This is a genomic window from Streptomyces sp. NPDC052107 (genome assembly GCF_040680215.1).
Classification (GTDB): domain Bacteria; phylum Actinomycetota; class Actinomycetes; order Streptomycetales; family Streptomycetaceae; genus Streptomyces.
The window spans coordinates 185929-211833 of the sequence record NZ_JBFAWG010000007.1 but is presented as its reverse complement, the minus strand read 5'-3'; the positions used below and the strand labels follow the sequence as shown (position 1 = coordinate 211833).

24 protein-coding genes and 3 pseudogenes are annotated in these 25905 nt (G+C 72.3%); 18 read left to right on the top strand and 9 right to left on the bottom strand.

Annotated elements, in window-relative coordinates; genetic code table 11:
- The first annotated feature begins 142 nt into the window (after nt 1-142).
- The 6 genes from AB0M27_RS10555 to AB0M27_RS10530 all read left to right on the top strand — a co-directional run bounded on the left by AB0M27_RS10555 (nt 143) and on the right by AB0M27_RS10530 (nt 5373).
- A complete protein-coding gene (locus tag AB0M27_RS10555; RefSeq protein WP_365720043.1) occupies nt 143-1477 on the top strand; it encodes a ferredoxin reductase family protein in 1335 nt (444 codons plus the stop codon).
- A 16-nt stretch (nt 1478-1493) separates the two neighbouring features.
- Nucleotides 1494-1910, top strand: coding sequence for an FMN-binding protein (locus AB0M27_RS10550; protein ID WP_365720041.1), 417 nt, complete (start codon nt 1494-1496; stop codon nt 1908-1910).
- Between the two features lies 1 nt (nt 1911).
- Entirely contained in the window at nt 1912-2634 is a 723-nt protein-coding gene (locus AB0M27_RS10545) for an FAD:protein FMN transferase (RefSeq protein WP_365720039.1), read from the top strand.
- A 125-nt stretch (nt 2635-2759) separates the two neighbouring features.
- Nucleotides 2760-4058 carry an ABC transporter ATP-binding protein gene (locus AB0M27_RS10540; RefSeq protein WP_365720037.1) on the top strand — a complete coding sequence of 433 codons (1299 nt, stop codon included), beginning with the start codon at nt 2760-2762 and terminating at the stop codon, nt 4056-4058.
- A complete protein-coding gene (locus tag AB0M27_RS10535; RefSeq protein ID WP_365720035.1) occupies nt 4055-4708 on the top strand; it encodes an ABC transporter permease subunit in 654 nt (217 codons plus the stop codon). The genes AB0M27_RS10540 and AB0M27_RS10535 overlap by 4 nt, the downstream gene beginning before the upstream one ends.
- Complete coding sequence (locus AB0M27_RS10530; RefSeq protein ID WP_365720033.1) at nt 4705-5373, top strand: ABC transporter permease; 669 nt, start codon at nt 4705-4707, stop codon at nt 5371-5373. Before AB0M27_RS10535 ends, AB0M27_RS10530 begins: the two co-directional genes overlap by 4 nt.
- A gap of 9 nt (nt 5374-5382) precedes the next feature.
- On the opposite strand, the pseudogene AB0M27_RS10525 reads toward AB0M27_RS10530, so the two are convergent.
- Nucleotides 5383-5466 (bottom strand): annotated as a pseudogene (locus AB0M27_RS10525) (ATP-binding protein); the annotation flags it as partial.
- 133 nt (nt 5467-5599) lie between these two features.
- Here AB0M27_RS10525 and AB0M27_RS10520 point away from each other — a divergent pair.
- On the top strand, nt 5600-6559 hold the full coding sequence (locus AB0M27_RS10520) for an ABC transporter substrate-binding protein (protein WP_365720031.1): 960 nt from the start codon (nt 5600-5602) through the stop codon (nt 6557-6559).
- Nucleotides 6560-6815: 256 nt separating this feature from the next.
- On the opposite strand, the gene AB0M27_RS10515 is transcribed toward AB0M27_RS10520, so the two are convergent.
- Entirely contained in the window at nt 6816-7271 is a 456-nt protein-coding gene (locus tag AB0M27_RS10515; protein ID WP_365720029.1) for a TerB family tellurite resistance protein, read from the bottom strand.
- Between the two features lie 190 nt (nt 7272-7461).
- Between AB0M27_RS10515 and AB0M27_RS10510 the strand changes: the two genes are divergently transcribed.
- Nucleotides 7462-7830, top strand: coding sequence for a metalloregulator ArsR/SmtB family transcription factor (locus tag AB0M27_RS10510; RefSeq protein WP_365720027.1), 369 nt, complete (start codon nt 7462-7464; stop codon nt 7828-7830).
- A 16-nt stretch (nt 7831-7846) separates the two neighbouring features.
- Nucleotides 7847-7948: pseudogene (locus AB0M27_RS10505) on the top strand (twin-arginine translocase TatA/TatE family subunit); the annotation flags it as partial.
- A 263-nt stretch (nt 7949-8211) separates the two neighbouring features.
- Here AB0M27_RS10505 and AB0M27_RS10500 read toward each other — a convergent pair.
- Nucleotides 8212-8622 (bottom strand): annotated as a pseudogene (locus tag AB0M27_RS10500) (DUF6114 domain-containing protein); the annotation flags it as partial.
- 5 nt (nt 8623-8627) lie between these two features.
- Entirely contained in the window at nt 8628-9359 is a 732-nt protein-coding gene (locus AB0M27_RS10495; RefSeq protein ID WP_365720024.1) for a DUF6230 family protein, read from the bottom strand.
- A gap of 710 nt (nt 9360-10069) precedes the next feature.
- Here AB0M27_RS10495 and AB0M27_RS10490 point away from each other — a divergent pair.
- Nucleotides 10070-10723, top strand: a complete 654-nt coding sequence (locus AB0M27_RS10490) for a Tat pathway signal sequence domain protein (RefSeq protein WP_365720022.1) — start codon at nt 10070-10072, stop codon at nt 10721-10723.
- Nucleotides 10724-10753: 30 nt separating this feature from the next.
- Here AB0M27_RS10490 and AB0M27_RS10485 read toward each other — a convergent pair whose 3' ends face one another.
- Nucleotides 10754-11587, bottom strand: coding sequence for a lytic polysaccharide monooxygenase (locus tag AB0M27_RS10485; RefSeq protein ID WP_365720020.1), 834 nt, complete (start codon nt 11585-11587; stop codon nt 10754-10756).
- 436 nt (nt 11588-12023) lie between these two features.
- On the opposite strand from AB0M27_RS10485, the gene AB0M27_RS10480 reads away from it, so the two are divergent.
- Together AB0M27_RS10480 and AB0M27_RS10475 are read left to right on the top strand one after the other, a co-directional pair.
- Complete coding sequence (locus AB0M27_RS10480; RefSeq protein WP_365720018.1) at nt 12024-12671, top strand: ScbR family autoregulator-binding transcription factor; 648 nt, start codon at nt 12024-12026, stop codon at nt 12669-12671.
- 22 nt (nt 12672-12693) lie between these two features.
- Entirely contained in the window at nt 12694-13884 is a 1191-nt protein-coding gene (locus AB0M27_RS10475; RefSeq protein ID WP_365720016.1) for a damage-control phosphatase ARMT1 family protein, read from the top strand.
- Here AB0M27_RS10475 and AB0M27_RS10470 read toward each other — a convergent pair.
- Both AB0M27_RS10470 and AB0M27_RS10465 read right to left on the bottom strand, forming a co-directional pair.
- Entirely contained in the window at nt 13877-15139 is a 1263-nt protein-coding gene (locus AB0M27_RS10470) for a cytochrome P450 (RefSeq protein WP_365720014.1), read from the bottom strand. The two genes, AB0M27_RS10475 and AB0M27_RS10470, sit on opposite strands and share 8 nt — an antisense overlap.
- Entirely contained in the window at nt 15136-15969 is an 834-nt protein-coding gene (locus AB0M27_RS10465; protein ID WP_365720012.1) for an alpha/beta hydrolase, read from the bottom strand. The genes AB0M27_RS10470 and AB0M27_RS10465 overlap by 4 nt, the downstream gene beginning before the upstream one ends.
- A 179-nt stretch (nt 15970-16148) precedes the next feature.
- Here AB0M27_RS10465 and cyc2 point away from each other — a divergent pair, with 179 nt between their 5' ends.
- Nucleotides 16149-18311 carry a germacradienol/geosmin synthase Cyc2 gene (cyc2, locus tag AB0M27_RS10460; RefSeq protein WP_365720010.1) on the top strand — a complete coding sequence of 721 codons (2163 nt, stop codon included), beginning with the start codon at nt 16149-16151 and terminating at the stop codon, nt 18309-18311.
- Between the two features lie 188 nt (nt 18312-18499).
- Here cyc2 and AB0M27_RS10455 read toward each other — a convergent pair whose 3' ends face one another.
- A complete protein-coding gene (locus AB0M27_RS10455; RefSeq protein ID WP_365720008.1) occupies nt 18500-19222 on the bottom strand; it encodes a hypothetical protein in 723 nt (240 codons plus the stop codon).
- Between the two features lie 94 nt (nt 19223-19316).
- Between AB0M27_RS10455 and AB0M27_RS10450 the strand changes: the two genes are divergently transcribed.
- From AB0M27_RS10450 to AB0M27_RS10435, 4 genes are all read left to right on the top strand, one after another.
- A complete protein-coding gene (locus AB0M27_RS10450; protein ID WP_365720006.1) occupies nt 19317-20183 on the top strand; it encodes a LysR family transcriptional regulator in 867 nt (288 codons plus the stop codon).
- Nucleotides 20184-20342: 159 nt separating this feature from the next.
- Nucleotides 20343-20930, top strand: coding sequence for a PDZ domain-containing protein (locus AB0M27_RS10445; RefSeq protein ID WP_365720004.1), 588 nt, complete (start codon nt 20343-20345; stop codon nt 20928-20930).
- A 250-nt stretch (nt 20931-21180) separates the two neighbouring features.
- The gene (locus AB0M27_RS10440) at nt 21181-22308 is read left to right on the top strand and encodes an aminopeptidase P family protein (RefSeq protein WP_365720002.1); all 1128 of its coding nucleotides are present in this window, start codon (nt 21181-21183) and stop codon (nt 22306-22308) included.
- Nucleotides 22309-22373: 65 nt separating this feature from the next.
- Nucleotides 22374-23309, top strand: a complete 936-nt coding sequence (locus AB0M27_RS10435) for an aminoglycoside phosphotransferase family protein (protein ID WP_365720000.1) — start codon at nt 22374-22376, stop codon at nt 23307-23309.
- A gap of 78 nt (nt 23310-23387) precedes the next feature.
- Here AB0M27_RS10435 and treZ read toward each other — a convergent pair whose 3' ends face one another.
- Nucleotides 23388-25133, bottom strand: coding sequence for a malto-oligosyltrehalose trehalohydrolase (gene treZ, locus AB0M27_RS10430; RefSeq protein ID WP_365719998.1), 1746 nt, complete (start codon nt 25131-25133; stop codon nt 23388-23390).
- A 207-nt stretch (nt 25134-25340) separates the two neighbouring features.
- Here treZ and AB0M27_RS10425 point away from each other — a divergent pair, with 207 nt between their 5' ends.
- Nucleotides 25341-25892, top strand: a complete 552-nt coding sequence (locus AB0M27_RS10425; protein WP_365719996.1) for a DUF1707 and FHA domain-containing protein — start codon at nt 25341-25343, stop codon at nt 25890-25892.
- The last annotated feature ends 13 nt before the right edge of the window (nt 25893-25905 follow it).

The following is a 25905-nucleotide window of genomic DNA, read 5'->3' as shown; positions in this document are numbered from 1 at the left end:
ATCCTCGTGCACCCGTTCGGCCCCGCCCGGGCTGCCGGCCCCCCAGGCCACATCGATACTCAAGTGACAGTCGTCCGACAGAAAAACGACAGCAACCACGGGCGAAGCTCGTCATCCAGGACCCGATCAAGGAGCTGTGTCCGTGACGACCCTCCAGACACGTCCTGCACCCCCGACGATCCGCCCCCGGGTCGTGGCCCGCACCGGCCTTTACGCCCTGCTGGCCGGCAACGCGGCCGTTGTGGCCTGGTTCTTCGTCCGGGCCGGATTCGCCTCGAACACGCTGATCGTGCTGGGCCGCCTCGCCGGACTGAGCGGCGCCCTCCTCATGGCCTTCCAGCTGCTGCTGGTGGCCCGGCTGCCCTGGCTGGACCGCCGGATCGGCATGGACCGGCTGACCTCCTGGCACCGCCGCACCGGCTTCGGCATCCTGTGGACCCTGCTCACGCACGCCGTGTTCATCACCTTCGGCTACGCCCAGGCGTCTTCGATGGACCCGGTGAACCAGCTCGTGAACCTCGCCGAGACCGTGGAGGGCGTGCTGCGCGCCATCGTCGCGCTCGCGCTGATCGTCGTGGTCGGCGCCGTCTCGGCCCGCTGGGCACGCCGCCGACTCGCCTACGAGACCTGGCACTTCATCCACCTGTACACCTACGCCGCCGTGGTCCTCGCCTTCACCCACCAGGTCGCGGCCGGTACGACCTTCACCTCCTCGCCCGTCGCGAGGACGTACTGGTACGCGGTGTGGGGTGGCGCCCTCGGCTCGGTGTTCCTGGGCCGGCTGGTGCTGCCGCTGTGGCGCAACCTGCGGCACCGGCTGCGGGTCTCGGCGGTCGTACACGAGTCCGACGACGCCGTCTCCGTCTATGTCACCGGCCGCGACCTGGACCGGCTGCCCGCGCAGGCCGGCCAGTTCTTCCTCTGGCGGTTCCTCACCCGGGACCGCTGGTGGCAGGCCAACCCGTTCTCCCTGTCCGCCGCCCCCGACGGCCGCACCCTGCGCCTCACCGCCAAGGCGTCCGGCGACGGCAGCGCCGCACTGCGGCATCTCAAGCCCGGCACCCGCGTCTTCGCCGAGGGCCCCTACGGCGCCTTCACCACGCTGCACCGCACCCGCCCGGAGTCCGTACTGATCGCCGGCGGCGTCGGCGTCACGCCCATCCGGGCACTGCTGGAGGACCTTCGGGGCCACGCCGTCGTCATCTACCGGGTGGCGACCGACCGCGACGCCGTCCTCTACGACGAGCTGAGCGACCTCGCCCTCACCAAGGGCGCCGAACTGCACCTGGTGACCGGACCGATCGCCCCGGACAAGCTCGCCCCGATCGAGCTGGCGCGGCTCGTCCCCGACATCGGCGAGCGGGACGTCTTCCTGTGCGGCCCGCCCGGCATGATGACCGCCGTGCTGCGCAGTCTGGCCGACCTGGGCGTCCACAAGCGGCAGATCCACTTCGAGCGCTTCAGCCTCGCCGGGTGAGAGAGGGCGTCCGACCGTGAAGCGAGCCATCCCCGTCTTCGTCCTGACCGTCGCCGGTCTCATCCCGGTGTGGCGTTACCACCCGTCGACCGGGACCGTCGAGACCGCACAGCCCGCGGCGACGCCGGCCACGGTGCCGTCCTCCTCCGCCGCTTCGTTCTCCGCGTCCTCCTCGAAGGTCGTCCCGGGCACCGCGGTGAGCACCACGAAGGGTGTCTTCCAGGTGGAGGTGACCTTCCGGGGCGACCGGATCGCCTCCGTGCGGATGCTGCAGGCGCCGCACCATCCGCAGACCCGGTGGGCCGTACCGGAGCTGGTCGCGGAGACGCTCAAGGCGCAGAGCGCCCACATCGACTCGGTGTCCGGGGCCACGATCACGAGCCAGGGATACCGGGAGTCCCTCCAGGCCGCGCTCGACGCCAAGGGCTCCTGACGTGCGACGTGTCGAGCACGTCATGGGGTTTCCGGTCTCGCTGCGGATCGACGACGAGGGCGACTTCGGCGCGGCCGCGGACGAGGTGTTCGCCTGGCTGCGCCAAGTGGACACCCGCTTCAGCCCGTTCAAGGCCGGGAGCGAGGTGTCCCGGTACGGGCGCGGGGAGCTGGCGGACGCCGAGCTGAGCGCGGACCTGAGAGAGGTCCTCGGCCTGTGCGAGCGGTACCGGGCCGCGACCGGCGGTGCCTTCGACGTACGGCTGCCCGGCCGGGGGTTCGATCCCTGCGCGGTGGTCAAGGGCTGGTCGGTGCAGCGGGCGGCCGGGCTGCTGGCGGCGGCCGGGGCGCGCCGGTTCTGCCTCAACGCGGGCGGTGACGTGGTCGCGTCCGGCGGGCCGTGGCGGGTCGGGGTACGGCATCCGGAACAGGCCGACCGGCTCTGTGCCGTGCTGGCGGTCACCGACGCGGCGGTGGCGACCTCCGGGCGGTACGAGCGCGGTGACCACATCGTCGACGGACGCACCGGACGCCCCGCGACCGGGCTGCTCAGCCTCACCGTGGTGGCGCCGACCCTGACCGAGGCGGACGCGACCGCCACGGCCGCCTTCGCGCTGGGCGCCGACGGGCCGGCCTGGGCCGCCGCCCGCCCCGGCTGCGAGGTGTTCGCGGTCGACGCCGCACGCAGTGTGGTCCGCACACCGGGGCTGCCGGTGGCGGCCTAGCCGGCGTTCGCCCGCCAAAGCGCCGCAACATTTGCGGTCTAGACTCTCCCCGCAATGGCCTGCGCATCGACGACCGTGGCCGAAAGCGGGCGGAAATCCGCCAAACCCGAAGGGTATTCGGCGTTTTGATACGGATAGAGTCAGTCACGAAGCGGTATCCGGACGGCACGGTCGCGGTCGACCGGCTGTCGCTGGAGATACCGGACCGCGCGATCACCGTCCTCGTCGGGCCCTCCGGGTGCGGCAAGACGACGACCCTACGGATGATCAACCGGATGGTGGAGCCCACCGAGGGCAGCATCCTCCTCGACGGCACGGACATCCGGCAGCAGCCGGTCAACACCCTGCGCCGCTCGATGGGGTACGTCATCCAGAACGCCGGACTCTTCCAGCACCGCACCATCCTCGACAACATCGCCACCGTGCCCAGGCTGCTCGGCTGGAGCAAGCAGAAGGCCCGCGCGCGAGCCGCCGAGCTGATGGAGCGGGTGGGGCTCGACGCCACGCTCGCCAAGCGGTACCCGTACCAGCTCTCCGGTGGCCAGCAGCAGCGCGTCGGCGTCGCCCGGGCCCTCGCCGCCGATCCGCCGGTGCTGCTGATGGACGAGCCGTTCTCCGCCGTCGACCCCGTGGTGCGCAAGGGGCTCCAGGACGAACTGCTCCGCATCCAGGGCGAGTTGGGCAAGACCATCGTCTTCGTCACGCACGACATCGACGAGGCGATCAAGCTCGGCACGATGGTCGCCGTGCTGCGCACCGGCGGCCGGCTCGCCCAGTTCGCCCCGCCCGCCGACCTGCTCAGCGCGCCCGCCGACTCCTTCGTGGAGGACTTCCTCGGCGCCGACCGCGGCATCCGCCGGCTGTCGTTCTTCCCCTCCACCGGCCTGGAGCTGCGGACCGAGCCGATCGTGGGCATCGACGCCGACGCCGACCGGCTAGCTGCCCGCACCGACGCCCCCTACCTCCTCGTCACCGACGCCGACGGCAGGCCGCTCGGCTGGAGCGAGCCGGACCGGCTCACCGCCGGGGCCGTCGACCCGGATCGACTCCTCGACCACGGACGGCCGTTCGTGCCCGGCAGGGACTCGCTGCGCACCGCGCTCGACGGGGCGGTGCTCTCGCCGACCGGCTGGGCCGTCGCCGTGGACGGCGAGGGACGCGCCGTGGGCGTCGTCTCCCAGCAGGTCATCGGCGAGGCCATCCGCGCCGCCCACAGCCGGGTCGCGGACGGCACCGACGCCGAGCGCGCCCGGCCTGCGGACGACACCGGCGCCGTACCCGGCGAGGCGGCGGACGACACCGATGCCGCACCGGGACGGGCCGGGGACGGCAGCGGCGCCGTACCCGGCGAGGCCGCGGACGGCACCGGCGCCGTACCCGGCCAGGGCACGGACGGCGACGCCGACCTCAAGGCCGCCCGATGAACGGCTTCTTCGACCTCCCGAGCGACCTCCAGCACAGCTACCTCGGGCTCGTCGGCCTGCATGTGCGCGAGGGCCTGCTGCCGGTGCTGGCCGCGCTGCTCGTCGCGCTGCCCGTGGCCCAGCTCTGCGTACGCTTCCGCTGGGTCTACCCACCCGTCCTCGGCATCACCACCGTGCTGTACTCCATCCCGTCGCTGGCCTTCTTCGTCGTGCTCATCGACTACTTCGGGCAGAGCGAGACGACGGTGATGATCCCGCTCGCGGTCTACAGCCTGGTGGTGCTGGTGCCGGGCATCGTGGACGGCGTCCGCTCGGTGCCGCCGGAGACCCTGGCCGCCGCGCAGGCCATGGGCTTCGGCCCCGTACGCCGTTATCTCCAGGTGCAGTTGCCCATAGCCGCCCCCGCGATCGTCGCGGGCCTGAGAGTGGCGGTCGTCTCCAGCCTCTCCCTGGTCAGCGTCGGCATGCTCATCGGCAACCAGGGCGCGCTCGGCAACATGCTCAACGACGCCACCACCTATCACCGGCCCGCCCTGGCCGTGAACTCGGTGCTGACGACCGCGCTGCTGGGCATCCTCGCCGACGCGCTGCTGGTGCTCGTCCGCCGCCTCCTCACCCCCTGGATGCCGAGGAAGGGTGCCACCCGGTGAACGTCCTGAACTTCGTACATGCCTTCTTCAGCGACGGCGCCCACTGGCACGGCTACGACGGCATTCCCACCCGGCTCGCCGAGCACGTGAAGTACTCCTTGGAGGCGCTGCTGTTCGCCGCGCTGATCGGACTGCCCGTCGGCCTGGTCACCGGCCACTACGGCCGCGGCGGCAACGCCCTCGCGCTGATCGCCACGGCGGGCCGGGCCCTGCCCAGCTTCGGTCTCCTGGTCCTGATGTTCATCTGGATCGGATTCGGTCTGCTGCCGGTGATGATCCCGCTCGTCGTGCTCGCCGTACCGCCGATCCTGGTCACCACCTACGAGGCGATCCGCTCCGTCGACCCCTCGCCGGTCGACGCCGCCCGGGGCATGGGCATGCCCGAGGCGCGGGTGCTGTTCCAGGTCGAACTGCCGGTCGCCCTCCCCCTCATCCTGAGCGGCCTGCGCACGGCGGCCATCCAGATCGTCTCCACCGCCACCATCGCCGCCTACGTCAGCCTCGGCGGCCTCGGCCGCTACATCATCGACGGTCTCTACCAGAAGAACTACGAGAAGGTGGTCGGCGGCGCCACCCTGGTCGCCGGACTCGCCCTGACCACCCTCGTGGTGTTCTGGGCGGCCTCCCGGATCACGGTCTCGGCGGGGGTACGGCGGAGCGGCTGAGGTCTGCCGGCCGGTGCGGGCCGGCGCCTGTTCGAGGACGACGAGCGCGTCCCGCACCGAGCCGCGCTCCCGTCCGTCGAAGACCACGACCGGACTGGGGGATGGCCCAGAGGCCATCGATGAGCCTCTGCGCAGTACGGAGGCGTCACAACTGACCACGGATCGAGGCCAATCGGTGATCCGGAGCCCCTTGACTGACCGAGATGCGGCTGGATTGGATCGGTGAGTGACTTCCACCAACCGCATCAGCAGGTCCATCCGGAGGAACCGAGGCGCGGCGGTGGTCGCCCTCGCGGCGGCGACGGCTCTGCTGGCGGGCTGTTCCTCCAACGACAAATCCGGCGGCAACCCGCTGACGGACAGCAAGGCGAGCGGCGACACCGTGGTCGTCGGATCCAACAACTTCCCCGAGAGCACCCTGCTCGCCGACATCTACGGCGAGGCCCTCAAGGCCAAGGGAATCAAGGTCAGTTATAAGCCGAACATCGGCAGCCGCGAGACCACCTACGGGCTGATCAAGAACGGTTCCCTCTCGGTGCTGCCCGAGTACAACGGCGCACTGCTGGCCTACCTCGACCCGAAGGCCACGCCGAAGACGGCCGACGCCACCACCACGGCCATCGAGGCCAAGCTGGACTCCAAGCTGACCCTGCTCAAGCCTTCGCCGGCCGAGGACAAGGACTCGGTCACGGTCAACGGGGCGACCGCGAAGAAGTACCACCTCACCGAGAAGTCGACCATCGCCGACCTGAAGGACATCGCGAAGGACCTGGTCATCGGCGCCTCGCCGGAGTTCCAGACCCGGCAGCAGGGCCTGGTGGGCCTGAAGTCGGTCTACGGCCTTCAGTTCAAGTCGTTCAAGGCGCTGGACGCGGGCGGCCCGCTCACCCAGGCCGCGCTGCAGAAGAACGCCGTGCAGGTCGCGGACATCTTCACCACGGACCCGACCATCTCCAAGGAGAAGTTCGTGGTCCTGCAGGACCCGAAGAACCTCTTCGGCTTCGAGAACGTCCAGCCGCTCGTCTACAAGAGCGCCCTGTCCCAGAAGGGCGTCGACGCGCTCAACGCGGTCTCTGCCAAGCTCGACACCGCGACCCTGCTGGACCTGGACACCCAGGTGCAGACCCAGAACAAGGACCCGCTGGACGTGGCCCAGGCCTGGCTGAAGTCCGCCGGTCTCGCCTGACGTCCGCCCGCTGGGTACGACCGCGTACACGCCGACGCGGGTGCCCCCGGGACACCGGGAGCATCCGCGCCACGCGTCGAAGGCCACGGGGCTGTGTCTGATGTGCGGCTCCGCCGCGTGGGCGCGACCGGCCAGGGCGAGCGCGACCGGCAACTCGGCGTCTTCCGAGCCCGGTTGGCGGCGTCCTCGGCCGGGCGCGGACGAGGGCACGGTCGAGGACGTCGAGCATGCCCCCGTCCTCGGCGGACCCGTGGACTCAGAGGTCGAACTCGTGCGGCGGCAGGTCCAGCGTGTAGCACGCCTCGCGCACCACGGCCTGCTCCGTCTTGTCGAAGTCGCCGTCCGCGCCGCCGATCACGATGCCGATCTGGATCACGGCCCGCGCCTCGGCCGGCTTCTTCTTCGCCTTGGCGACCTCCTGCAGCACGCTCACCTTGCCGAAGGCGAAGTCCGTCGTCAGCTTGTTGAGGTTCTCCTCGAAGCGGCGCCTGAGATCGTCCGCCGGGAAGTTCTGCAACACCTCGTTCGTGGCGATGAGCTGGGCCACCCGCTGCCGCTCCGACGGATCCACGGTCCCGTCCGCCGCGGCCACGAGCGCGCACATCGCCATGCTCGCGTCGCGGAACGCGCCGCTCTTCAGGTCGTTCTTCTTCGCCTCCAACTGGGTCTGCATCTGCGACGCCGACTCCTTGATGCGGTCCCACAGGGCCATGCGCACTCCTCGTGTCACTCGTGATCCACGGCCGGGCGGTCCCCCGGCGCATCGGCCGCAACCTCTGCAGCACCGTAGAAAATCCAGCACCGTAGAAACTCCTGAGACCGCCGGGAAGTTCCTGCCAGACTGAATCCCCGCTCAGAGACGGAACAGACCGGACACAGGACGACGCGGAGGGAAGGCGACAGTGGCGACAGCGCCCGGCACCGGCTACCAGGACCCCTCCGCCGAGGTGCTCACCGAGGCGGCCGCCGCCTTCGGGCTGCTCGCCTCGCCCGCCCGGCTGCACATCGTCTGGGCGCTGATCCAGGGGGAGAGCGACGTCACCGGGCTCGCCGAGCGGGTCGGCGGCGCGCTGCCCGCCGTCAGCCAGCACCTGACCAAGCTGAAGCTCGCCGGGCTCGTCCGCTCCCGTCGCGAGGGCCGCCGCCAGGTGTACTTCGTGGACGCCGCAGGGCAGGCCGCCGTCGTCGACGTCGTACGCCTCCTCGTCGGCCGGCTCGCCGAACGGGCCGCGGCCGCACCGGTTCCGGCCCGCCGCCTCCTTGGCCTCTGAGTCCCCGACGGGCCCGGTGAGCGGCACGTCCCCTCAGGTGCTGCGGCGCCTCGACAAGATCGTCGCGATCGTGTTCCTCGTGCTGTTCGGTTCCCGGAAGCTCCCGGACACCGCGCGAGCGCCGGGCAAGTCCATGCGCACCCTCAAGAGCGTGGCAAAGGCGATGAAGGACGACAGCGGCGCGCCGGGCGCCGTCGGCACGCCGGTCGTCGAGCCGTCGCAGGCCGTGGCCGCGAGCGAGGTCCGCTCGCCGGCGGCCGAGCGTACGGCCACGGAGGCGGGGGCGTCCGCCTTGTCCCGGAGAGCGCGGGTTCCGTGCGTCATCGGGCCGTCAGGAGCCAGGCCCTCCGCCCCCTGGGAGTCCTCGGCCCGTGCACGTGCCGCCGCCTTCGCCTGCGCGCGGCGCCTGCGGCGGCTGACGCGCGGCTCCTGGTCGGGGAGCCAGCCGAAGGTGAGGCAGCTGCCGGTCACGCCCAGCAGGAGGCCGATGAGGAAGCCGCCCAGGTTGGACGTGACCCAGGTGCCCAGGGAGAGCAGGACGCCGGTGAGGGAGTAGAAGAGCCGCTGGGCCGGGTTGAAGAGGATCAGCAGGCCCAGCAGTGCCATCAGTGTCGGCAGCAGGTAACCGGCCACCCCCTGCATGCCTATGTGCATCACGACCTTCAGCGAGGCCTTCTCGGTGAGCAGGATCTCGCCGCCGGCCAGCGCCAGCAGCAGCCCGCCCCAGAACGGCCGGCGGGCCCGCCAGTCACGGAAGGCGGCCCGCGCCACCCGGCGTGGACGGTCGGCCACCGCGCTCAGCAACCCGAGTCGCTGAAGCGGAGCTTGAGACCGGGCAGCTTGAACACACCAGCCGTCGTCGCGTAGTTGGTCTGCCGCAGATTGGCGATGTGCACTGTGTCGGCCTGCTGGCTGAAGACGCCGATCGGGCCCTTCACGCCCGCCTTGGTCAGCGTGCTGGCGTCGTTGCCGATCTCGATGTTGTTGAACGCCGCGTTGCCGGACAGCTCCGTGGAGTCCGTGGTGAGATCGCTCGCCTGCACCTTGTCCGCACCGCCGCCCGCCGTGATCAGCAGGTTGGTGCCGCCGAGGTCGACGCTCTGGCACAGATGGTCGAGCGTGGCGTTCTTGATCGCGGAGGTCACTACCAGCACCTGACCGCCGGTGTCCCCGGCGTTCGGGCTGCCGTCCGCCATGTTGTCGAGGCCGCCGAACTGCTCGAAACCGGTTCCGTTCAGTTCCGTCGCGGTGACCGTGAACGGCATGCCGGAGATCGCGAACTGCACGCCCAGCGCCCCCTGGGCGGTGAGCACCGCGAGACCGGCGGCGACGAGGGTGGCGGGCACCGCCATCACCGCGGCCCGGCGGGCCCGGACCCGGCCCCGTCTGTCGCCGCCTGCGGTCCCGGCGGCGTGCAGTGCTTCGAAAGCTGTGGAGGCTTCGGAGGCTTCGGAGGCTTCCGAGGGTGAACCGTTTCCCGGGTTCTCGGGGGTGTTGCCGACGGACGGGACGTCCGGGGACGAGGCCATGTCTGCTCCCATGGGCATGTATCTGCGGGTTGGGCTTCAGCGGCGCGGTGTCCTGGCGCGGACAGCGACTGTCGCGTATGCCTCCTCGCACCCCGGCGGAGCAAGGGCTTTCTCGTTACGCGGCAGTAGCCTGCGAGGAAGTTACCGCCGGTTACTTCGGGGGGTCAAGGTGGTTGTGGAAAAAGGGTGCCGGATGTGTGCGAGCTGCGATCGCAGTCCACAACTCCCTTTACCACGGTTGACGTTGACGGTTAATCAGGTCTACAACTTCCCCTGTTTCCACGGATCCGTGGCGCCGGGTCCGACGAGCGGCACCGGATGTGTTTCCCGGCCTCTCACGCCGACCGCTCACCTCGGCCGACAGAAACCGTTCACATCAGTGCGGCGCCGCGTGGCTGCTTCCCCCCTGGCCGTGCCCGGCCGCCCCCTGCCGGCCCGGCCGAAGGCCTTCCCCCGGGCCTTCGGCCGGTGCCTGTACCGCCGCCGTCGCCGGACCGTCGCGTACGGAGAAGGCGCACGGCCCTGCGCCGGCGGCACCGCTCGCATGACCGCACCGCGCACATCACCGCACCGGGCACCTGAGCGCACCACGCCGATACGGCGTCACTCGCCACCCACGCACCATTCACCCCCCACCAACTGCCACCTCCCACCAACTGCCATCCCCCACCTCACCTCACCCGGACCCCACCCAGGGAAGAGGCACCCGCATGCGTACGCGATCCCTTCTCGCCCTCGCCGGCACCGCCACCGCGCTCGCCCTCGCGGTCGCCGCACCCGCCTCCGCCGACGGCAGCGCCGTCCTCACCACCGGCAGCGCGGGCGGCACCGCCGTAGCGACCGGTGACACCCTCACCGCGCCGCTGGCTACCGGCACATCCGCGACGCTCTACTCCAGCGCGACCGGCACCAGCGGTGTCACCTGCAAGTCGTCCCAGTTCACCGCCGCGGTCACCGACAACCCGACCGCCCCCGGCACGGCCACCGAGTCCGTCACCGGGCACACCTTCGACAGCGGCTCCTGCACCAGCAACGTCACCGGCGTCCTCGGCGTCAGCAGCATCACCGTCGACAACCTGCCCTACACGGCGACGGTCGCCTCCGACGACACCCTCACCGTCTCGCCGGCGAGCGGCTCCACCATCCAGACCACGGTCAGGCTGCGCACCCTGCTGGGCTCCATCACCTGCGTCTACCAGGCGGCCTCCCTGACCGGGAAGGCCGACAACGCCGACAACAGCATCAGCTTCACCAACCAGCAGTTCACCAAGACCTCCGGTTCGTCGCTGTGCTTCGCCAGCGGATACTTCACCGCCAAGTACGCGCCCGTGACGGACGGCGGCACCCCGGTCTACGTCAACTGAGCGGCCGACTGGGCGGGCAGTTCGTAGAGTTCAACGTCGTCGTAGACGCATGGCGAGGGCGGTGCCCCCGGTGAGCACCAGCACCGCGGCGGCGCCGCCCGCCAGCACGGGCGCCGAGGGGCCCTTGTCCAGGGTGACCTGCCCGCCCGCGGCTGAGGCCGGACTTGCCGACACGGCAGGTCCGGTTTTCGTCTTCCCCGCCCCCTTCTCGCCCTTCTCGCCCTTCTCCGCGAAGACCACGTCGGAACACGAGTAGTAGGTGTCCGTCGTGCTGCTGTTCTGCCAGACGGTGTACAGGACCTGACGCCCCGTCCGGTCCTTCGGCAGTGTCGCGGTGATGTGATACGCCCCGTCGCGCAGCGGCGGATCGGTGACCTGCGCTATGGGCCGCTCCGGCAGATCGGACCAGGTGAGCGGTTTCGCCGGGTCGTAGCCGGGCTTGGTCAGATACAGCCGGAACGTGCCCGTGTGCGCGATCGTCGAGGCGTACGTCATCGTCAGTCTGCCGCCGCGCGTCAGCCGGGTCGCCGGCCAGTCCGGCCGCGCGAGGTCCAGGCCCCGGTACGCCGGAAGGTTCCCGCTGCACAGTCTGCCGTCCGGAATCACCTGCCGGTCACGGCCGTTCACCCCTGCCACACGAAGGTTGTCCCACGCGGTGAAGGGAGCGCCGTTCGCCGCGACCGCCGCCCGGCAGGCCGCCGAGCGGCCGGCCTCACCGCCCTCGGGGGAGCAGGCGTAGACCCGGCTGACCGGATCCGTGGGGGCCCCGTGCGCCTGGGCGGGCCCCGCCGCCCACGACAGGAGCAGGAGCGGGGCCGCGGTGGCGGCCGCCGTGACGCTCAGGCGGGCGGTCGTCCGGGTCATCCGGGATGTCTCCTCGGCGGGCGCGGGAACGGGCTCTGCGCGGTCCAGTACGGCGGAGGCGTTCCGTGCGTTCAGCCGAACCGGCGGATCGATGATCCGGGGGGGCGCGAAAGCGCCGACCGGTACGGAGGTTTCGCGCCTCCTTCAAGATCCCGTTGAGGAGCCGGCGGTCGTCCTCGTATCGTGGCGATCATGGGTTCGGCACCCGCCGCCCCGCGGCTGCCGGGAGCAGCCGGGCAAGGAAGGGGGGATGCGTCCTGGTCTCGTCGTTCACGGGCCGCCGAGAGCCCGTCCGACGCCGGATCCGCCGGTGACACGTGTCCCGGCGCCGGCCCGCACCCCGGACTGCCGTTGCCACTCGGTGAGTTATCGTGTGCAAGGGGTTAAAAACAAACCGCATGTCCCGTTCGTACGAGTCGCGAGGAGGGGTCCCAGGATGGCGAGGCAGTTACGCGCCGAACAGACCCGGGCAACGATCATCACGGCCGCCGCCGATCTGTTCGACCGGCAGGGCTACGAGTCCACGAGCCTGAGCGACATCGTCGCGCACGCGAAGGTCACCAAGGGGGCGCTGTACTTCCACTTCGCGGCCAAGGAGGACCTCGCCCACGTCATCCTGGAGCTCAACGCAGGCGCCGCGAAGGCGCTCGTCGCCGAGGTCGAGAGCCGTGGCTGCTCCTCGCTGGAAGGTCTGATGCGCACCACGTTCGGGATCGCCAGACTCGCCGTGGAGGACCCGGTGCCGCGCGCCGCGCTCCGCCTCGCCACCGCCGACGTCACCGTACGGCCGCCCCTGCGGCACCCGTTCACCGAGTGGCTGGAGTTCGCCACCCGGAAGTTCACCGGAGCCGTCAGGGAGTCCGATGTGCACGGCGATCTCGACGTCGGCATCGTCGCGCACTCCCTGGTCTCCTTCTTCGTCGGCACCCGGGTCGCCGGCCGCTCGCTCGAACCGGTAGGTCGGCTTCCGCGCCGGGTCGCCGAGATGTGGCACCTCCTGATCCGGGGCCTGGTCCCGGTGCACCGCCGCCCCCGCTACGTCACGCTCGCCACGCAGCTGGAGCGGGAGATCAGAACCGCCTGATCCGCGCGATACGGTGACGGACATGCCCTCCACCCCGTTCGCACCCGTGATCCTCGGCAACGAACCCGGCTCGTTCCCGCACAGCGTGCTGGCCGAGCGGCACCCCGCGATCATCAGCCGGGTACGGAACGCCCTCCCGTACGGCCCCGGGCAGCACCGGGCGCTGGAGGAGCTGCTGAAGAGCTGCACCGAGGGGACGGTCGAGCCGCTGCCCGCCGATGCCCCGGACCGGGACCGGTGGCAGGGGTGGGGCCTGGACGGCTGTGCCGGGAGCTCCTGGTACGACGTGCCGTGGCTGTGGTCCGAGAGTTACTTCTACCGCCGGCTGCTGGAGGCCGTCGGCTGGTTCGGCCCCGGCGCCTGGCAGGGCATCGACCCCTTCCGCCCGTTCAAGGGCGCCGAACTCGACGCGCCGGAGACGGACGAGGAACTGGCCGCACTGGACGGCCTGCCCGGCCTGCCGGAGGAGGAGCGGGCGCGTGCCCTGCTGCACGGCTCGCTGTGGGGCAACCGCGCCGACCTCGGCTTCCGGCTCTCCGCCGAGGGCGCCGAGGCCCGGCAGCCGGCCCCCGCGCTGGTCGCCGACGACAGCGCGGCCCTGTGGTCGCTGCTGCCGCCAGACGGCACGGCCACGCTCGTCCTGGTCGCGGACAACGCGGGCCGCGAACTCGTCCCGGACCTGCTGCTGATCGCCCATCTCCTCGCCGAGGGCCGAGCCGCGCGGACGGTGCTGCACGTCAAGCCGTACCCGTACTACGTCTCCGACGCCACCCCCGCCGACGTCGTCGACGCGCTGCACCGGCTGCGCGCGGCGTCCGGCGCGGCCGCCGAGTACGCGCGCGTGCTCTGGTCGGCCATGGCCGACGGCCGCCTCACCGTGCGCGCCCACCCCTTCTCCTGCGCCCCACTGCCGTACCCGCAGATGCCGGACGACCTGCGCGCCGAGTTCGCAGCGGCCACCCTGACCGTCTTCAAGGGCGACCTCAACTACCGGCGTCTGGTGGGCGACCGGCTCTGGCCGCCGACCATGCCCTTCCAGGAGACGACCGCCTACTTCCCCGGCCCGGTCGCCGCGCTGCGCACCCTGAAGTCGGACGTGATCACCGGCCTGTCCGCGGCGACGGAGGCGGCGCTGGTGGCGGCCGAGGACGGGCGCTGGCGCACCAGCGGCACGCACGCGCTGATCCAGGTCTCCAACATCGGCGTCAAGTAACCTGAATCTGCAGGGACTTGATGCCATTGATGAAGTTCGACACGAGACGCCCGGCCGGCGCGGCGAGCCGCGGCTCGGGTAGCACGCGCAGCACCTCGTCGTGGAGCAGCAGCAGTTGCAGCCGTGCGAAGTGGGCGCCCAGGCAGACATGCGGGCCGTCACCGAAGGACACGTGCGGGTTGGGGGAGCGGGCGAGGTCCAGCCGGGCGGGATCGGTGAAGACCCGCTCGTCCCGGTTGGCCGAGGCGTGGAAGACCACGACCTTGTCCCCGGCCCGGATCCGCTGCCCCGCGAGCTCCGTGTCCCGCGCGGCGGTCCGGCGGAAGGTCAGCACGGGCGGATGCCAGCGCAGCAACTCCTCTACGGCGGTGGCGAGTTCCACCTTGCCGGCCCGCAACGACGCGTAGGCCTCCGGGTGCTCGGCCAGGGCCAGCAGCCCGCCGGGGGCCGCGCTGCGCACCGTGTCGTTGCTGGCGACGGTGAGCAGGAAGAAGAACATCTCCAGTTCGCCGGCAGCGAGTTCGGCATCGTGGGCGAGTGTCGTCATGATGTCGTCGGCCGGATACCGGCGTTTGTATGCGGCCAGCTGATCGGCGTACGCGAACATGTCCTTGAGCATCGCCGGGGAACGCGGATTGACCGGCTTCCCCGTCCCGTCCAGCACCGCCGGACCGGCCTCGTCCGGGTCCTGGTAGCCGATGACCCGCTGCGTCCAGTGCAGCAACAGCCGCCGGTCGCTCTCCGGCACGCCCAGCAGATCAGCCAGGTTGAGCAGGGCGTACTCGTCGGTGACGGTGCCCACCAGATCAACCGAGCCGTCCCCTGGCCGTGCCTGCCGAAGCGCCCCGGCGAGCAGGGTGCGCGCCCGCTCCCGGGCGACGGCCGCGAACCGGTCGACCCGGCCCGGCGTGAACGCCCGGCTCACCAGCCTCCGCAACCGGCCGTGCTGCGGCGGGTCCTGATTGAGCATCATGCGACGGATGAAGGGGAGGTCCTCCGGGTCCGGGTCGCGGATCTGGGTCGCGCCGAGGTGGGAGGAGTACGTCGTGGCGTCCTTCAGCACCCGGGCGACGTCCGCGTGCCGGGTCACCGCCCAGAATCCCGGCCCGGCCGGCCAGCCCAGCACCTCCGGCTCCTCCTGCCAGGCGACCGGGTGACGGTCGCGCAGCAGGCGGTAGTCGTCGTGGGGCACACCGACGGCGTACCGGCGCGGGTCGAACACGTCGGGCACCGGCCGGGCCTCGCGCACACTCACACCGGCTCGCTCTCGCCGACAGCGGCCACGGCCGCCGGATTCTCGGCGCCGGCCGGCTTCTCGGCGTCCGCTCGCAGGAAATCCTCGACGACGCGGATCAGGTCCAGCGGGGACTCGTCCATGGCGTAGTGCCCGGCGAACGGCAGGGCCACGAGCTCGGCACGCGGGTACCAGGACATCCAGGTCAGGCGCATCACCTCGGGCGGGAGGGCCGGGTCCAGCTCCCCGGCCACGGCCAGCGCGGGCACCTCGCTGCCCTCGACGTCGGCGTGGAAGTCCTCCACCGCCCAGGAGCCGAGCCAGGCCCGGAACGCCTCGGCGTCGCTGCGCTCCAGCGAGCGCGCGACCATCCGGTCCAGCCAGGCGGCGGGACGCCGGCCCCCGGTGGTGAAGTCGATGATCGCGCGCCGGTTCTCGGGCTTGTGCGCGGCGTCCGTGAACAGCGCGGCCTGCTCGCCGGCCAGCGGCACCCCCGAGGCCGGCACCGGGGAGACACCGACCATCCGGCGCAGCCGGTCCGGGACCGCGGCGGCCAGCCGCTGTGCCACCGCGCCGCCCATCGAGTGCCCGATCACCGAGAACCGGTCCCAGCCCAGCCGGTCGGCCAGCTCCACCAGGTCCCCGGCCGCCTCGGCCGTCGTGTACGCGCCCGTGGCGTCCCGGGCCTCGCCGTAACCGCGCAGGTCGACCAGCGCATAGGTGAAGGAGGTGCGGTCGAGATCCGGCAGGACGGTGGCGTAGGCGGACCGGTCGGCGAACCAGCCGTGCACGGCGAACACCTTGTGGGCGCCGTCGCCGTGCACCTCATGGGGCAGCACAAAGGAGGTCATGCGCCTACCGTGGCCCGCCCGCGGGGGTACGGCAAGGGTGCGGACGGGGCATACCGGTGGGCCTCGCGACGCTGCTCGTCCGAGCCCGGAAGTTCCCCGATTCCGCGGCGGTTCACGCGATGGTGTGATCATGTCCCGTGCGGCGGATGGGCGTTGGAGGCCACGGGTAGGGCCCGGCCATGACGCAGCCGTTCGAACTCCCGCACTTCTACATGCCGTATCCCGCGCGGCTCAACCCGCACCTCGACGAGGCCCGTGCCCACTCGACCGAGTGGGCACGCGAGATGGGCATGCTGGAAGGCTCCGGGATCTGGGAGCAGGCCGACCTGGAGGCGCACGACTACGGGCTCCTGTGCGCCTACACCCACCCCGACTGCGACGGACCGGCCCTCTCGCTGATCAACGACTGGTATGTGTGGGTGTTCTTCTTCGACGACCACTTCCTCGACATGTACAAGCGCACCCCCGACCGCGCCGCCGGCAAGGCCCATCTGGACCGCCTGCCCGTGTTCATGCCGCTCGACCCGGCAACCCCCGTGCCGGAGCCGGAGAATCCCGTCGAGGCGGGGCTGAAGGACCTGTGGGCGCGTACGGTGCCGTCGATGTCCGTGGACTGGCGCCGCCGCTTCTCCGTGGCCACCGAGCATCTGCTCCACGAGTCGATGTGGGAGCTGTCGAACATCAACGAGGGGCGGATCGCCAACCCCGTCGAGTACATCGAGATGCGCCGCAAGGTGGGCGGCGCCCCCTGGTCGGCCGGGCTCGTGGAGTACGCGACCGCCGAGGTGCCCGCCGCCGTCGCCGGCACCCGGCCGCTGCGGGTCCTCATGGAGACGTTCTCCGACGCCGTCCACCTGCGCAACGACCTGTTCTCCTATCAGCGCGAGGTCGAGGACGAGGGCGAGAACAGCAACGGCGTGCTGGTGCTGGAGACCTTCTTCGGCTGTACGACCCAGGAGGCGGCCGAGACCGTCAACGACATCCTCACCTCACGTCTGCACCAGTTCGAGCACACCGCGCTCACCGAAGTCCCCGCCGTGGCGGTGGAGCAGGGCCTCAGCCCGGACCAGGCCGCAGCGGTCGCCGCCTACACCAAGGGACTGCAGGACTGGCAGTCCGGCGGCCACGAATGGCACATGCGCTCCAGCCGCTACATGAACGAGGGAGCGCGACCCGACTCGCCCTGGCAGCTGCCCAGCGGCCCCGGCGTCTCGGCCGCCGACGTCGGTGCGCTCCTCGCCGCGGCCGCGCAGGAACGCCTGCGCGCCTGCACCCATCTGCCGTACCAGAAGGTCGGCCCGTCCATCCTGCCCGAGTTCCACATGCCGTACCGGCTCGAACTGAGCCCCCACCTCGACGACGCGCGCCGCAACCTCATGGGCTGGTCGCACCGCATGGGCATCCTGGAGGAGGGCGTCTGGGACGAGGACAAACTCGCCGCCTACGACCTCGCGCTGTGCTCGGCCGGCCTGGACCCGGACGCCACCCCCGAGGCGCTCGACCTCAGCGCCCAGTGGCTCGCCTGGGGGACCTACGGCGACGACTACTACCCGCTGGTCCACGGCCACCGCCGGGACCTCGCCGCCGCCCGGCTGACCACGGCCCGGCTGTCCCAGTGCATGCCCGTCGAGGGCGAGCCGGCCCTCGTCCCGGCCAACGCGATGGAGCGGGGAATGATGGACCTGTGGGCGCGGACGACGGCCGGCATGACCGCCGACCAGCGGCGGAGCCTGAAGGCCGCCGTGGACACCATGACCGAGAGCTGGGTGTGGGAGCTGTCCAACCAGCTGCAGAACCGCATTCCCGACCCGGTCGACTACCTGGAGATGCGGCGCGCCACCTTCGGCTCCGACCTCACCCTGAGCCTGTGCCGGATGGGCCACGGCCCCGCCGTCCCGCCGGAGGTGTACCGCAGCGGCCCGGTCCGCTCCCTGGAGAACGCCGCCATCGACTACGCCTGTCTGCTCAACGACATCTTCTCGTACCAGAAGGAGATCGAGTACGAGGGCGAGATCCACAACTCCGTCCTCGTGGTGCAGAACTTCTTCGGCGTCGACTACCCGGCCGCCCTCCGTGTCGTACGCGACCTGACGACCCAGCGCATGCAGCAGTTCGAGCACGTCGTAGAGCACGAACTGCCCGTGCTCTACGGCGACTTCGAGCTCTCTGAGGCGGGGCGGGCCGCGATGGACGGCTATGTCCTCGACCTGCAGAACTGGATGGCCGGAATCCTGAACTGGCACCGGACCGTGGACCGCTACAAGGCCGAGTGGCTGGGCCGCCGCTCACACGGCTTCCTGCCCGACCGGGCGCCCGCCGCGCCGGCCCTGTCGCTCGGCTGACGGTCGCGGAATCTTCTCGTACGGAATCGGGCATTCTGGGAACTTCGGTGAGCCCTCGTGAGTCGTGCGAAGCAAGGGCAACAACAGACCACGCACACACGGGGTGTCCGGCCCTGACCGGGTGGCGAGCGGCCGGAGTCACGGCGGGCGGGCCGCCCGAGGGCCGGTGTTCCGAGGGGCGGCGGTTGTCAGGCCGGGTGGGTGAGTTCGGTAGCCGCGTGGTCGACCGCGGCCTGCGCCAAGGCGCGGATCATCGGATGCGGGCGCGAGGGGTCGCCGGACAGTTCCGGCTGGAACAGGGAGGCCAGGAAGAAGGGATGGCCGGGCAGTTCGGCGAGCCGTACCTGACCGTCCTCGTCGTGGCCGGAGAACCGCAGCCCGTGGGCGCGGAGCGTGTCGAGGTGGCGGGCGGGGCCGTAGGCACAGAAGTACCGCTCGACCGTGCGTGGCGCGCCGATCACGGACTCCGCCAGCGAGCCCGGCTCGATCGTCACGGCGGCCTCATGGCCCACCAGCGAGCAGGCCAGCGGCTCGATGAGCGGGTCGGCGGCGTCCGGGTCGTTCTCGGCGTGCGCCGCCCGGGTCAGCCCGCACACGTTGCGGGCGAACTCCAGCACCGCGTGCTGGAAGCCGCCGCATGTGCCCAGGAACGGAATGCCCTCCTCGCGCGCCGTGCGCACGGCCGCGAGGACACCCGCCTCGCTGCGGTACGGGCTGCCCGGAAGCACCCACACGGCGTCGAAGCCCCGGACCGCGGCTTCGGCCTCCGCGTCCGCGGAAGGGACCCAGTACGCGTCCAGGACCAGCCCGTCGCGTTCGGCCAGGGCCTCCAGCAGAAGCGGCACGCGCGTGTGCGAAACGACATGGGGCGAGCGGTCGCCGACGAGGGCGACAGTGGCTGTGTTCGTCATGCCCCTCATCCTCCGGGCCACCGTCAGTTCACGTCCAACGATGATTCCTGCACCGTCGATAAGCGGAGCTGATGGTGCTGGGATCCTGGGCCGCATGGACCCGCACCTGCTGCGCACGTACGTCACCGTGGCCCGCCTCGCCTCCTTCTCGGAGGCCGCCCGCGAGCTGGGCTACACCCAGTCCGCGGTCTCCCAGCACATCGCCGCGCTCGAACAGGATCTGGGCGCGCCCCTGCTGAGCCGGCGGCCCGTCGCGCCCACCGCGGCCGGCGACCGGCTGCTGGAGCACGCCGGCCCGCTGCTGCTGCGGCTGGACGCGGCCCGCGCCGACATCCTCCGCATGGCCGCCGCACCCCAGCGGGGCCTGACCCTCGCCACCACCTCGACCGCGCTCGGCGCCGGCGTCCTCGCCGCCCTCCCGCCGGCCGGTGTCACCCTGCGCGTCCTCACCCGCGCGGAGATCCCCGCCGCCGTCGCCACCGGCACCGCCGACCTCGGCCTCCTCGACGGGCTCGCCGCACCCAGCGATCCGCTGCGCCTGCCGGACGTGGCGCCGCTGACCACGCACGGCCTCGCCGAGGAACCCGTGAGCGTCCTGCTGCCCGCAGGGCACCCCCTCGCCGCCCGGACCGGCCTGCGCCTCGGCGACCTCGCCGACGCCCGCTGGCTCGACGCGCCCGACGCGGCCCTCCCGCTCGGCCAGCTGCGCGCCGCGACCGGCGGCCGCGCGTTCCGCTCCGCGCTGCGCTACGAAGGCACCGACCAGCGCACCCTCACCGCCCTCGTGGCCGCCGGGCACGGACTCGCCCTGCTGCCCCGCTCGGCCGCCACCGCCGTACCCGGCACGGTCGCCGTCCCGCTCACCGCACCCCGGGTCGTCCACCGCACGGAACTCGTCCACGGCGGGAGTCCCGGAGGAGCGGGGCAGGAGGTGGTGCGGAGGCTGGTGGGAGCGGTGTGACCACCCCGTCGCGCCGGGGGCGTGGGGGTCCGGGCGCGCCCCGGCGCCCGCCCCTTCGGGCTATGGCTACCCTCCGCGACGCTCCGGCCAGTCTCACTCTTTCGTGTCTCGTCGCGGCCGGGCGCCCCGGGTAGAGCACCAGCCGGAGGCGAGCGAACCATGGAACAGACTGTGTTGCGTCCCAAGCCGATGCCCGGTCAGGACCGGGGGGAGGGCGGCACCGCCGATCCACCCCACCGCCCGCACGCCGCGCCACGGCGCGGACGGCGGCTGCGGACCCTGCTGTTCGTCCTGTGCACCGGCACCCTGCTGGTGCTGTCCGGCGTCGGCATGGGCACGGTCGGCGCCACGGTCATCGGCATGAGCAAGCTCGCCGAGCTGCAACGCCAGGCCCCGCCGGCCGCACCCCCGGCCGGGGCCACGCCCACCGCCCCCGCCGGTACCCCTGCCGCCACCCCGAGCGCCGCTCCCGCCGCCGCGACCGGGGCGACCCTGGGCGTCGAGGCCGTCGACGCCGACAAGGCGGGCGCGCTGGTCGTGGGCGTGCACGTGCCCGGCCCCGGCTATGCGGCCGGCCTGGTCCGCGGGGACGTGCTGCTGCAGTTCGGCTCCGCGCGTGTCGACACCGCCGCCGACCTCGCCCGGGCCGTCGGCCAGGCCCGCCCCGGGAAGCAGGTGCTCCTCACCGTGCGTCACAGCGGCGGGGGCTACCAGCAGTTGACGGTCGTACCAGGCGTGGTGACGTGAGACGTGGGCCCTGCCGCACGACGCTTCAGCGGGCCGGCGCGGGCCCCGCCGCCCGACGTCTCGGGCACCCCGGGAAACCCGCTGGTCACCGTCCGCACCGCGCGCCATGATGGCCCCATGCCGAGTCCCTTCCGAGCCGACGGCGCCCTGCGGGGAGCACCGGCGATCGGCTCGCGTGACCCTGTCCGGCCGGGCAGGATGCTGCCCGAGACGCCGATGCCCGTTTCCCCACCCGCGCCCGGAGGCCCGGATGACCGGTAGTACGCCCGCGCTCTTCACCGCCGCCGACTACAGGGCCCGCATGGAGCGTGCCGCGCGCTCCGCGGCCGACACCGGCCTCGCGGGGCTGCTCGTGGCGCCGGGACCGGACATGGTCTGGCTCACCGGCTACACGCCCACCGCCGTCACCGAACGGCTCACCGTGCTGGTCCTGACCCCCGGCCAGGACCCCGTGCTCGTCGTGCCCACCCTGGAGGCCCCCGACGCCGAGCACGCGGCCGGCGCGACCGCGCTCACCCTGCGCGACTGGACCGACGGCAAGGACCCCTACGCCGTCACCGCCGCCCTCCTCGACGGCCACGGCCGGTTCGGCATCAGCGACAACACCTGGGCCATGCACCTGCTGGGCCTCCAGCGGGCCCTGCCGGACACCTCCTACGCCTCTCTCACCGACGCCCTCCCCATGCTGCGCGCCGTCAAGGACGCCGCGGAACTGGAACTCCTCGCCGCCGCCGGAGCGGCCGCCGATGCGACGTTCGAGGAGATCCGCAAAGTCCCCTTCGCCGGCCGCCGCGAGTCCGACGTCGGCCAGGACCTCGCCGGCCTGCTGCGCCGCTTCGGCCACTCCCAGGTCGACTTCACCATCGTCGGCTCCGGCCCCAACGGCGCGAACCCGCACCACGAGGTCGGCGACCGCGTCATCCGTCGCGGCGACATGGTCGTCCTGGACTTCGGCGGCCTGAAGGACGGCTACGGCTCCGACACCACCCGTACGGTCCATGTGGGTGAACCCACCGAGGAGGAGCGCCGGGTGCACGACATCGTGCGCGAGGCCCAGGAGGCGGGCTACCAGGCGGTACGGCCCGGGGCGGCCTGCCAGGACGTGGACCGTGCCGCCCGCGCGGTGATCACCGACGCCGGGTACGGCGAGTACTTCATCCACCGCACCGGGCACGGCATCGGCGTCACCACGCACGAGCCGCCGTACATGATCGAGGGCGAGGAACAGCCCCTCGTGCCCGGGATGTGCTTCTCCGTCGAGCCCGGCATCTACCTGCCCGGCCGGTTCGGGGTGCGCATCGAGGACATCGTCACGGTGACCGAGGACGGTGGCCGCCGCCTCAACAACACCACGCGCGACATGGTCATAGTGGACTGAGAGACCGCTGAGGCGACCCAGGGGACACACCCTCGACGACATCCAGGAACGGCGACGCGCGACCCATGACCCAGGCATCGACACCCACCGCGGACACCGTCCGCAGACTGGTCCGTTCGCTGCTCAAGGAGGGCGGCGCCGACACCGCGGGCCCCGATGTGCGACCCGTGACGGAGGGCCGCGCGTACACATGGTGGGTCGGCACCCGCCACGTGCTGCGCCTCGCCCCCGACCGCGAGGCCTCGGTACTGCGCCGCCGGGAGCTGCGCCTGCGCGACCTGGTCCGGCCGCAGGTGCCCGTCGCCGTCCCCACCAGCGTCGCGCACGGCGACTGGGCGCCCGGCCTCGCCTACACCCTGGACATCAAGGTGCCCGGCGGCACCGCCGACGAGCACGACGTGTCCGCCGTCGGCGAGGCCGACCTCGCCGCGCTGCTCACCGGGCTGCGCGCGGTGCCCGCACGGCAGGCCGAGGCGCTCGGCGTGCCGCGCACCGCCCCGCGCTCCCTGGAGGCGCTGCGCCGCATGGCCGTGCACGCGGCCGAACGGCTCGCCGCCGCCGACGAGTTCGACGCCGCCCGGCTGCACCAGCTGACCCCGCCCGGCGCGGCGCAGCTCGCCGCGCAGCCCGGCACCGCCGTCCTCACCCACCACGGCCTGACCGGCGAGCACGTGGTGGTCAGCGCAGACGGCCGGGTGCGCGGCATCCTGGACTGGACCCGGGCGTCTCTGGGCGACCCCGCCGAGGACATCGCCGGCCTGGCCGTCGCCGTCGGCTCCCCGGCGGCCGTCCGCGCCGCCACCCTCGCCGGCTACGGTGCCCGCCCCTGCCTGCGCGGCCTGTGGCTCGCCCGCTGCGACACCGTCATCCACCTCACCGACCACCTGGGAGGCCGCGCGGGCGGTTCCCCGGCGCTGCTCCGGACCCAGCTGCGGCGCGCCTGGGAGCCGATCCTGCTGGAGCGGTTGTCGGACTTCAAGGAGGACGGGCCGGAGCCGTAGCGCACCGACTCCGGCCCACCGCGGGGGCATGCCGGGGGCGTCCACGCGGCGGTAGCCGCGGATCGGGCGCAGCCCCGCTCAGGGCTGCGCCAGCACCACGCACGACTCCCCGGGCACCTGGAGCAGCCCGTCCGGTCCCGGAAGCTCCACCGGCTCCCAGGCCGCCAGGACCGTCGCGGGGCGGGGGCCCAGCGGGATCGCCGCCGGTTCCTTGCCGAGGTTCACCGCCACCCGTACGTCACCGCGCCGGAAGGCCAGCCAGCGGGCCTGCTCGTCGTACGCCGTCTTCGTGTCGGCCAGGTCGGGGTCGGTGAGGTCCGGCTGCTCGTGCCGGAGGGCGATCAGCCGGCGGTACCACGCGAGCACGCGCGCGTGGGGTTCGCGTTCCGGTTCCGACCAGTCCAGGCAGGACCGCTCGCGGGTCGCCGGATCCTGCGGGTCCGGTACGTCCTCCTCGGCCCAGCCGTGCGCCGCGAACTCCCGCCGCCGGCCGCGCCTTACCGCCTCGGCCAGCTCCGGATCGGTGTGGTCGGTGAAGAACTGCCAGGGCGTGCCCGCCGCCCACTCCTCGCCCATGAACAGCATCGGCGTGAACGGCGAGGTCAGCGTCAGTGTCGCCGCGCAGGCCAGCAGCCCGGGGGAGAGGCGGGCGGCGAGCCGGTCGCCCTGGGCGCGGTTGCCGACCTGGTCGTGGGTCTGGCCGTAGCCGAGCAGCCGGTGCCCGGCCACCCGCGCGCGGTCCAGCGGCCGGCCGTGGTGCCGCCCGCGGAAGCTGGAGTACGTGCCGTCGTGGAAGTAGCCGCCGGTGAGCGTCTTGGCGAGCGCGGCGAACGGGGCGCGCGCGAAGTCCGCGTAGTAGCCCTGCGACTCACCGGTCAGCGCGGTGTGCAGGGCGTGGTGGAAGTCGTCGTTCCACTGCGCGTGCAGCCCGAGGCCGTGCTCCGCGCGCGCGGTGATGAGCCGTGGGTCGTTCAGGTCCGACTCGGCGATCAGGAACAGCGGCCGGCCCAGCTCCTCGGCGAGAGCGTCCACGGCCGTCGACAGCTCCTCCAGGAAGTGGCACGCGCGCGTGTCGTACAGCGTGTGCACCGCGTCCAGCCGCAGCCCGTCGATCCGGTAGTCCCGCAGCCACGCGAGCGCGCTGCCGACGAAAAACGCGCGCACCTCGTCCGAGCCGGGCCCGTCCAGGTTCACCGCCGAGCCCCACGGCGTGTGGTGGGCATCGGTGAAGTACGGCCCGAAGAGCGGCAGATAGTTCCCGGACGGGCCCAAGTGGTTGTGCACGACGTCCATGACGACACCCAGGCCGAGTTCGTGCGCCCGGTCCACGAACCGTTTCAGGGCCTCCGGGCCGCCGTACGGCTCGTGCACCGCCCACGGCGACACCCCCTCGTAGCCCCAGCCGTGCCGCCCCGGGAACGGACACACCGGCAGCAACTCCACATGGGTGACACCCAGTTCCACCAGGTGCTCCAGCCGGGCCGCCGCCGCGTCCAGGGTGCCCTCCCGGGTGTAGGTGCCCACGTGCATCTCGTAGAGCACGGCACCGGGCAGCCCCCGACCCGCCCACCCGGTGCGCCAGGCGTGGCGCCCGTGGTGCACGACCGCGCTCAGCCCGTCGGGTCCGTCCGGCTGGCGGCGCGAGCGCGGGTCGGGCCGCACGGGGCCGTCGTCCAGCGCGAAGCCGTACCGGGCGCCGTCCCCGGCCTCCACCTCCCCCGTCCACCAGCCCGCGCGCTCCGGATCGCGCGCCAACGCGCGCGTGCCGCCCTCGCAATGGAGCGTCACTCGGTCTGCCTGCGGTGCCCACACCTCGAACTGCACGGACGGTTCCCCTTCGTCTGTGATGGATTGCGCCTGTGATGTCTCGCCTGCTCACCGTGATGTCCCGCGCCCCCATCGTGCCCGCCGGGACGATCAATCCGCTTTCGAATCCGTCCTTTCCCGGTGGGTGTCGTGGAAGTACCCGCAGATCGGCGTCGATTCCCCGTTTTCTGGACACCCGGGGTTCACTGCCCGACAATCACCAGCGTGACGTCGTCCTTCGAGTTCTCCACGTACCCCGCGCGGCTCTCCGACGCGGAGCGCGACAAGGCGCTGCAGGTGCTGCGTGACGGCGTCGCCATGGGCCGGCTCTCGCACGACACGTTCGTGCGCCGCATGGAGCTGGCGCTGGCCGCCCGCCGCGCCGACGAACTGGCCGCCCTCGTCGCCGACCTGCCCCGGGAGAACCGCTTCTCCCGCGCGGTCCTCGGCACCGTCGAGGCGGTCTCCGGGTTCACCGTACGGCTGCGCCGGGCCTGGCAGGCCGAGCGGCTGCCCAAGCTGCTGCTGCCGCACCCGGCGCACACCCATCCGCTGCGCATCGGCCGCGACCCGGCCAACGGGCTGCGCCTGAACCACGAGACCGTCTCCCGCGTGCACGCCGAGCTCCGCCGCCAGGGCGGCATGTGGGTCCTCAGGGACCTCGGCTCCACCAACGGCACCACCGTCAACGGCCGCCGGGTGACCGGCTCGGTCGTCGTCAGCGAGGGCGACCAGGTCGCCTTCGGCAGGGTGGCGTTCCGGCTCGCCGCGAGCTGAGATCGCCGGCCGG